The following is a 7295-nucleotide window of genomic DNA, read 5'->3' on the forward strand; positions in this document are numbered from 1 at the left end:
AAAATAGGGGCGGCCACTCACATTTTTAAACAAGTTGATTTATTGATATTGCAGAATTCCTTTCCATAATGTAAATTTAAGCCAAATCTAATACCTTTCAAAAAATGGCAATTAAAGTATTTATTAGTTACGATCATAGCGAGGACAGGCTTTACAAAGATCTGCTTCGTGCCTGGGATGCAAATACCAGCTTTGAATTCGAATTCGATCAACGCTCGCCCAATATCCCCATAGACAGCATCGATGCAGCGGTAATCAAGGGCAGTTTAACGAAAAAATTACAACAGTCGCAATGTCTTTTGGTACTTATCGGTGCGAAATCCTACACCAGCAAGTGGATGGCTTGGGAGATTGAGAAGGCAAAAAGCTTGGGACTTAAGTTAGTCGCTATTAAACTTTCAAGCACCAATCAAACACCGGCAGGGCTGTTGAATGCAAGGACGGTTTTTGCAACAGCATTTACCCAGGAAAAAATTATCACAGCGCTGAAGACCTTAGCTTAGCAACATCTGAAACAGTGAGTAAGGGCAATGTATACGTCATTTTCGATGCAGATAAAGATATGTGGGCATATGCTTACATGAAAGGTTGGAAGCAACAAAGACATATAGATTTTGATTTCCAAGACGCCCATGCACTAAACATTTTGACCCGAAATGCGCAAAATGAAGCCTACATCAAAGCAAAACTTCTGGTGCGAATGAAAGCCAGTCGAAAGGTAATCGTGCTAATCGGTGAGTCTACCAAATACCTGTATAAATATGTTCGTTGGGAGTTGGCTACAGCCCTTTCACTTGGGTTGCCAATCATTGTGATTAACCTCAATGAAAAGCGGCAGCTTGATCATAATCTGTGCCCAGCTATCCTTCGCAATGCAGGTGCAGTACATATACCATTTCGACGAAACATCATTAAATACGCACTCGGTCAGTTTAACCTTAGAAGCGGTAATAACAGCAGATCTGCCTACCACTATCCTAAAAGTGTATATGACAAGTTAAATCCTTAAAAAAGAATCTGGTTAAGGCTGAACTTGAATAACCTCCACACCTTTGGCTCGACATAATTGAACCATCTCAGATGCACCGCCTTCGCCATCACCATCCTTCCCGTCCCATAAGACAACAAGTAGCACGCGAGAAGGGATACTTGAAATAGCCTCCTGTAACATCCATTCGTTTGTCCTGCTATAAGGGTTTGCTGTAGTCGAATCTTTGGTTGGTTGGACTACTTCGGAAGGTCTGCTCTTCAAGATATGCCTGAAGCGCTCTATCCAATTTCTGCCAGCGAAGGCTACCGAACCCTTTATAAATTCATCAGCTGGCATCGGTAAATAAACCTTTGAGGATATTCCTAAATGAATACAAATTTCCTGAAACAAAATATCACCACCAGCCGCACCAGAGGAAATTCCAGCGCAGTCTGGATTTGCCGACTTTATTTCACTAACAATACTTTCCAATTTAAAGTAAACCTCATCTGCTTTCCAAACCGGAAATCTTGGCTTTTCACGGTCTGGAGCGTCTACCATATGTCCAGAAAATAGGATATTTGTTTTCATAAGCTCTTGCACAATCTCAGATACAAAATTCGGTCCATTTGATACCCCTAAAAGCTTACCGATCTAATAAACGCCTAAATTCAGCCAGAGCCCAGACAATTTCGCAAAACATTGATGCTGTACCGTTAAGATTTTGCTGAGTAAGCTTAGAAATTTAGTATATTTATTTAAAAAATTAATCTCTTATGTCAAAATGGGGTCCTTTGGCCGTTCGCTACCAAACAGAAAAACAGCGTAAAATATTATCACTTGACGGAGGCGGCATCCGTGGGGTACTATCATTAGAAATTTTATTAGAAATAGAAAATCAGCTCAAGACAGAATTGAAGCGTGGCGATGATTTTCGGCTATGTGATTATTTCGATTATATAGGCGGTACAAGCACGGGCGCGATCATTGCCGCCGGCCTCAGTATTGGCCTTTCTGTTAAAGAACTGCAAGAATTCTACGAACAAAAAGGCAATGCCATGTTTGACAAGTCTTTTTTGTTGAAGCGGATCAAACATTTTTACAATGACGGCCCATTGCTTAAAGAATTAAAAAAGGTATTTGGAGAGGGTACCATCGATTTGCAAAATGGTCAGTTCAAAACTTTACTCATGATCGTCACCATGAACCGGAGTACCGATTCCCCCTGGCCAATATCCAACAATCCTGATGCAAGATTCAACCAACCCTCACTTTCAGACTGCAATTTAAAGATCCCGCTTTATCAACTTATCAGGGCCAGTACAGCGGCGCCGGCCTATTTCAAACCCGAAACTTTGCAATGGGATCCCAAAGACCCTGAAAAGACTTTTGTTTTTGTGGATGGCGGGGTCACCCCTTACAATAACCCTGCATTTCTACTGTACCGGATGGCCACCCAGAAGGCTTATAACCTCAATTGGAAGACCGGAGAGAAAAATCTATTGATCGTTTCAGTAGGTACTGGCTCAGCACCAAGCCCAGGAGCCTATAGTAATTTGCTGGATACCCTTAGTTCACTTCCAGAAAACCTCATGTATACCATTCAAGTTGACCAAGACATCAACTGCCGCACGGTCGGGCGGTGCATCTTTGGTGCGGCAATCGACCGAGAACTAGAAGATATGGTTCCAATGGATGAGGATGGAAACATCTTAGATGCCATCAGCGATGCCAATCGCCATTTTAGTTACCTACGTTACAATGCGGACCTCAGTCAAGGGGGATTAGAGGATTTAGGCCTAGCGGATATTTTGAGTGAAAATGTCCGTAAGATGGATTCAGTCGAGTATTTGCAGGATTTGAAAAAAGTTGGGGCCGCCGTGGCCAAAAACCAAGTGAAGGTGAGCCCTCATTTCCGTCATTTTCTCGAAGAAAATTAATTTATACTGCTCAGCTGATGAGCTTTATTTAAGAAATGGACTTAAAATACCAATCATAAAGAATGCCTTTTGATCAAGACATCAATAACCAAAAGCAGCGTATTTGTCGCATCGAGAAAGACAAGGACCTTGATTGGATATTGTGGAACGCGCTCTATCCCGCTGATCTGGACAACAAGTTTGAGATAACATTCATCCCAAGACAAGCGGTACCTGCAATCGAGGATTTTATTGAACTGATCATCAAGGAGCAATACCAAATCATCATTTTACCCTTAACCCTTCGAGATTATGGTTCATTAAAAATTGCAGAATTCATTCACCTGATGGATTTAGATATCAAATTGATTCTAATCAGCCAAACCGACGCACCCCAGCAAGTGCTCTCGAAATTGTTTGATGTCGTTGACGAGACATTGCCAAGGTGGGAAGTCTTGCTTGGTTATTTAACTGCACCTAACATAAAAAGAAGGAAAGATAAAAATGCCATTGAAGAACTAATCGCTGCAATATTGTCCCTTGCTTCCTGCGTCCAAATTGGCGCAATCGGCATACACAAAGGGCGTCCCTCTCGCCTAGAGGAATACCGGTCAGGTAAGTTGGAACACCAGGACCAGAACAGAAAAAACATCCAAAGTAGGCTTTCCGTCTTCATCAGCTACGCACATCAAGATAGCCTTTACCTTAATCAGCTCGAAACACATCTATCACCATTGAAAAATCAAGGCATTATAAGCGTATGGCATGACCGTAGCATAAGTCCTGGTGAGGATTGGGCCGAAGCCATCGATATAAACTTATCCGCATGCGACATCTTCATCCTCCTGGTTTCAGCTGATTTTTTGCACTCCAGCTACTGTTATAACCTGGAAATGCAAGTTGCTTTGCAACGGCATGCTATAGATGAAGTTATGATAATCCCCATTATTATCCGCCCTTCAGATTGGTTAAATGCCCCATTTGCGCATCTTCAAGCCTTACCCACTGCCAGCAAAGCCATTTCCACCTGGGCAAATATTGATGAGGCGTGGTTAGACGTTATTCAAGGAATACGTCAAGCTATTCAAAATCGCATGTCCTAAAACCCACAGTCGCCCCATCAACATTCAGCAAAAATTAGCCCAATCCCAGCGCCTTACGCTTATTAGGCTTTCCTCCAGGCCTAAACACATCATCTTCATCCATATACTCAATCAACCTTGATTGACAAAACTCCATAAAATGCGTCCGGCTTAACCGCTTACGCCGCCTAATCTCCCTAAACCGATTCGCCGGAATCCCAATCTCCACCCCAAAACTCTCCTCCAGCCATCTAAAAATATCCTGCATGCCTGCCTTACCATCATTCAGTTGCCCAGTCAACCAAATCGCATAACCCAATTCCACTAGATTAATGACTTCACCTGTCCAGTCAAATCGTTTTTTAACAACAGTGGCACCACCGAAATTAACCTGCTCACCAACATCAGCCACACCACCAGCAATAAGGCCAACGCCTGCGGAAGGCAGGGGAGGCGCCAGTGCAGTCAGTTCAGCCAAAATCTCCTCACGCAGCCTTTCCAAAGCCATAAACTTTGCAAATACGTAATCCATACCCGTAGCATATTCCGGATCCGCATCCACCTCTAGCCCCATTATACCATGCTTCCCAGCCCCACGCACAAAATAAACCCCATCAAACTCGCTAGCCCTCGATTTATAATACAAATACTCAAACCGGTAACCCTCAAAAAAACGGTTCAGCACTAAAAGCTCCCCCTCGAGATAATTCCGCACCATAGAAACCGTGCCCACTGGCCGCTGCACCCACAACTGATACCGCTCAAAGCGGTACATCCGCTCCGCATAAAACCGCGGCTTCACCGATTTAAAAAACGCCACCTCATCACTATCCGACTGCGGCGCGTGCGCCGCAAACAGCACCTTTAAATCCCGCAGATAAGCCTGGCATATCGCCATCGAGCTCCCAAACGATTCCAGCACATCCGCACTCTTTCCATCCAACTCTAAAAGCGCCCCAGTAAAAGCCAAAAAAAGATTCTCATAATGTTTTTGCATAAAAGAAAAATATTAGGTTAGAAAATATCCTTATCCAAGCCAGACCAACAACCAAAAAGCTAAAAGTCCGACCCAGCATCTTTCAATAAAAAATTATCCCAAGGCCAAAAGAAAAAAACAGAAAATAAAAAAGCCCTAGTCAAAAACTAAGGCAAAATTGATTAAATAGAACCAAAAACGTACTACATAAAAAGTACCATTCGACTACACATTTCGTACCATTTTTAATGTTTTTTTGTCCTGTTTGGGTATGTTTTCTGATAAATTTGACAAAACATCTTGGATTTCAATTTTTTAATTCTCGTATTCGTGAATTTAAAGATGGCGTAAAAATGTTATGAAAAACTTGAGGGTTGACTATCAGGATTTGCCTGAAACTTATAGCCTTTTAAAAAGTAGCAACTAAAATTCGAATTATTGTTCGGTAACCACTTCTGTGGTCAGGATATCGAGTGAAATGTTTAAGGTCTGAGAAATTGCGAACGCAGTGCTCAACGAACAATTTACAAGTCCGCGTTCAACGGTACTTATTGTACCATATTCGACATTACACTCTAGTGCCAATTGATTGATACTCCATCCGGACTTAAGCCTATAGCGACGAACATTTGCTCCGAAAAGGGCAATCAAGTTTTCGTTTCTAGGGTTTTTAGTGGACATCGCACCAAAAATATTTATATAAAATTTTGATATATGTACGACATGTCGTACATTTGCTTTGTTTTTAATATTTCGGTTACAGAAATTTTTAATTTCTTGATCCAAATATTTCTAGCACAATAGCGATAATTACGAAATAGAAAGTAATTTTGCGGTACTTCAAGATATTTGAAGCATCCGCACTTAAGAGTCTCGTCTTAGAAACCTAGGAAATTTCAATTGGAAACGAGAGGATAAGTGAAAGTGCTCATGCATAAATGCGTGGGCCTGCTTATTCGTTTCCAGGCCTCCTAGGGCCTCTAAGACAGTAGGTAGGTTCCACGCCTTTATGTAAAAACCCAACCAAAGACTCCATATATAACCAGATATAAAAAGGAGCATCCTTGCAAAAGCAAACCAAGAAAGTATTTAATAACTTATTATCTATTCCTGAAACTAACCCTTTGAGTTCACAATTCAATAGGTATTCACGGATTTGAGAATATTATAAGCATCCAGACATTTCACCGAAAACGCTTTATATCAAGATAGTTTCCTTAAATAGTTGATTTCTATCAACTGAAAACAAGCAATTAATTCACACGCACTGTGAATTAAATCGCCTATCACTTTAGTTTTGAAGCAAATAAATAATTAAATTTAATCAAGCATAGACCAAACCACCTCTTGTATGAAGTTCCAGGGAAAAGACCTACCTAATGAAATGGATATCTTCCAAAAGTTTACGCAAGGAGACAGGGGAGCCTTCAAGCAACTTTATGATCATTACAACCAGCCAATTTCTTCCCTCATTAGCAAAATGGTTAAGCTACCAGACCTGGCTGAAGAAATCATTCAGGAAGTTTGGGTCATGCTCTGGAACGAACGCGAAAAAATGAAAACGGTTGAAACCCCCGCAGGCTATTTGCGACGCATCGCCGTGTACAAAGCATTTCGTTATTTAAGGGACATCTCCAAAAACCGTGAGCTAATGGAAAAAATAAAAAGCCACTCCACCGATTTCCACAATGAACTCGAGGAAATGGTGGATTTTAAGGATAGCGAAAAACTCATCCAGCAAGCGGTTGATGAACTTCCCCCTCAACGAAAGAAAATCTGGGAACTCAGCCGCAAAGCCCACATGAGCCACGAAGAAATTGCAAACGAACTGGGCCTAACCAAGAGCACCGTCAACAACCAGATTTCTAGCGCAAGTACTCATATCCGCCAATACCTAGAAAACCATGGTAACCTAATCGCTCTTGCCGCATTATTTTTGTTTCTTCAGGATTAGCCACATCTACAGTTTCCCAAAAAGAACAGTCATATAAATTATGAAACCAATTCATAAACTAACTAACACGAAACAGATTAATTTCGCAAGAAAATCAAATCCACTACCAATACTCGGAACAATAATTTGCTTTAAGAAATCTTCCCTAGCTTCTCCATTACATTAGCCGAGACACTCGTCACACACAGCTCTTCAAGATAAGTTACCTACTCGAATAAATTCGACTTATCCCAGCAGAAACTCTCGTTTTAGGCCTAAATATTCAACCCAACTAAACAAATAAATTCACTTAAGATATAATTTTATCCGTCTGTAAAACAGTTGTTTACTAATATATTCACAAATATTTTCACATCGAATAGTTATCCTACTCACTCACAATACCCTTAGTAAA

General features: G+C 41.2%; 8 protein-coding genes. 5 read left to right on the forward strand and 3 right to left on the reverse strand.

Going from position 1 to position 7295, the window contains the following annotated elements; all coding sequences use genetic code 11:
- Window positions 1-104: 104 nt before the first annotated feature.
- Window positions 105-503, forward strand: coding sequence for a TIR domain-containing protein (locus tag R2R71_RS13735; RefSeq protein ID WP_316831848.1), 399 nt, complete (start codon window positions 105-107; stop codon window positions 501-503).
- Between the two features lie 14 nt (window positions 504-517).
- Entirely contained in the window at window positions 518-1009 is a 492-nt protein-coding gene (locus R2R71_RS13740) for a TIR domain-containing protein (RefSeq protein ID WP_316831849.1), read from the forward strand.
- Between the two features lie 12 nt (window positions 1010-1021).
- Here the strand turns inward: R2R71_RS13740 and R2R71_RS13745 are convergent, their stop codons facing one another.
- Window positions 1022-1531 carry a hypothetical protein gene (locus R2R71_RS13745; RefSeq protein WP_316831850.1) on the reverse strand — a complete coding sequence of 170 codons (510 nt, stop codon included), beginning with the start codon at window positions 1529-1531 and terminating at the stop codon, window positions 1022-1024.
- A gap of 215 nt (window positions 1532-1746) precedes the next feature.
- On the opposite strand from R2R71_RS13745, the gene R2R71_RS13750 reads away from it, so the two are divergent.
- Both R2R71_RS13750 and R2R71_RS13755 read left to right on the forward strand, forming a co-directional pair.
- On the forward strand, window positions 1747-2910 hold the full coding sequence (locus tag R2R71_RS13750; RefSeq protein WP_316831851.1) for a patatin-like phospholipase family protein: 1164 nt from the start codon (window positions 1747-1749) through the stop codon (window positions 2908-2910).
- 62 nt (window positions 2911-2972) lie between these two features.
- A complete protein-coding gene (locus tag R2R71_RS13755; RefSeq protein WP_316831852.1) occupies window positions 2973-3992 on the forward strand; it encodes a toll/interleukin-1 receptor domain-containing protein in 1020 nt (339 codons plus the stop codon).
- 34 nt (window positions 3993-4026) lie between these two features.
- Here R2R71_RS13755 and R2R71_RS13760 read toward each other — a convergent pair whose 3' ends face one another.
- On the reverse strand, window positions 4027-4968 hold the full coding sequence (locus R2R71_RS13760; protein WP_316831853.1) for an RteC domain-containing protein: 942 nt from the start codon (window positions 4966-4968) through the stop codon (window positions 4027-4029).
- A 414-nt stretch (window positions 4969-5382) separates the two neighbouring features.
- A complete protein-coding gene (locus R2R71_RS13765; protein ID WP_316831860.1) occupies window positions 5383-5628 on the reverse strand; it encodes a helix-turn-helix transcriptional regulator in 246 nt (81 codons plus the stop codon).
- 670 nt (window positions 5629-6298) lie between these two features.
- On the opposite strand from R2R71_RS13765, the gene R2R71_RS13770 reads away from it, so the two are divergent.
- Window positions 6299-6901 (forward strand): RNA polymerase sigma-70 factor, encoded by a 603-nt coding sequence (locus R2R71_RS13770; RefSeq protein WP_316831854.1) that lies wholly within the window; start codon window positions 6299-6301, stop codon window positions 6899-6901.
- Window positions 6902-7295 lie beyond the last annotated feature (394 nt).

The organism is Pedobacter aquatilis, assembly GCF_032678405.1.
GTDB classification, from domain to species: domain Bacteria; phylum Bacteroidota; class Bacteroidia; order Sphingobacteriales; family Sphingobacteriaceae; genus Pedobacter; species Pedobacter aquatilis_A.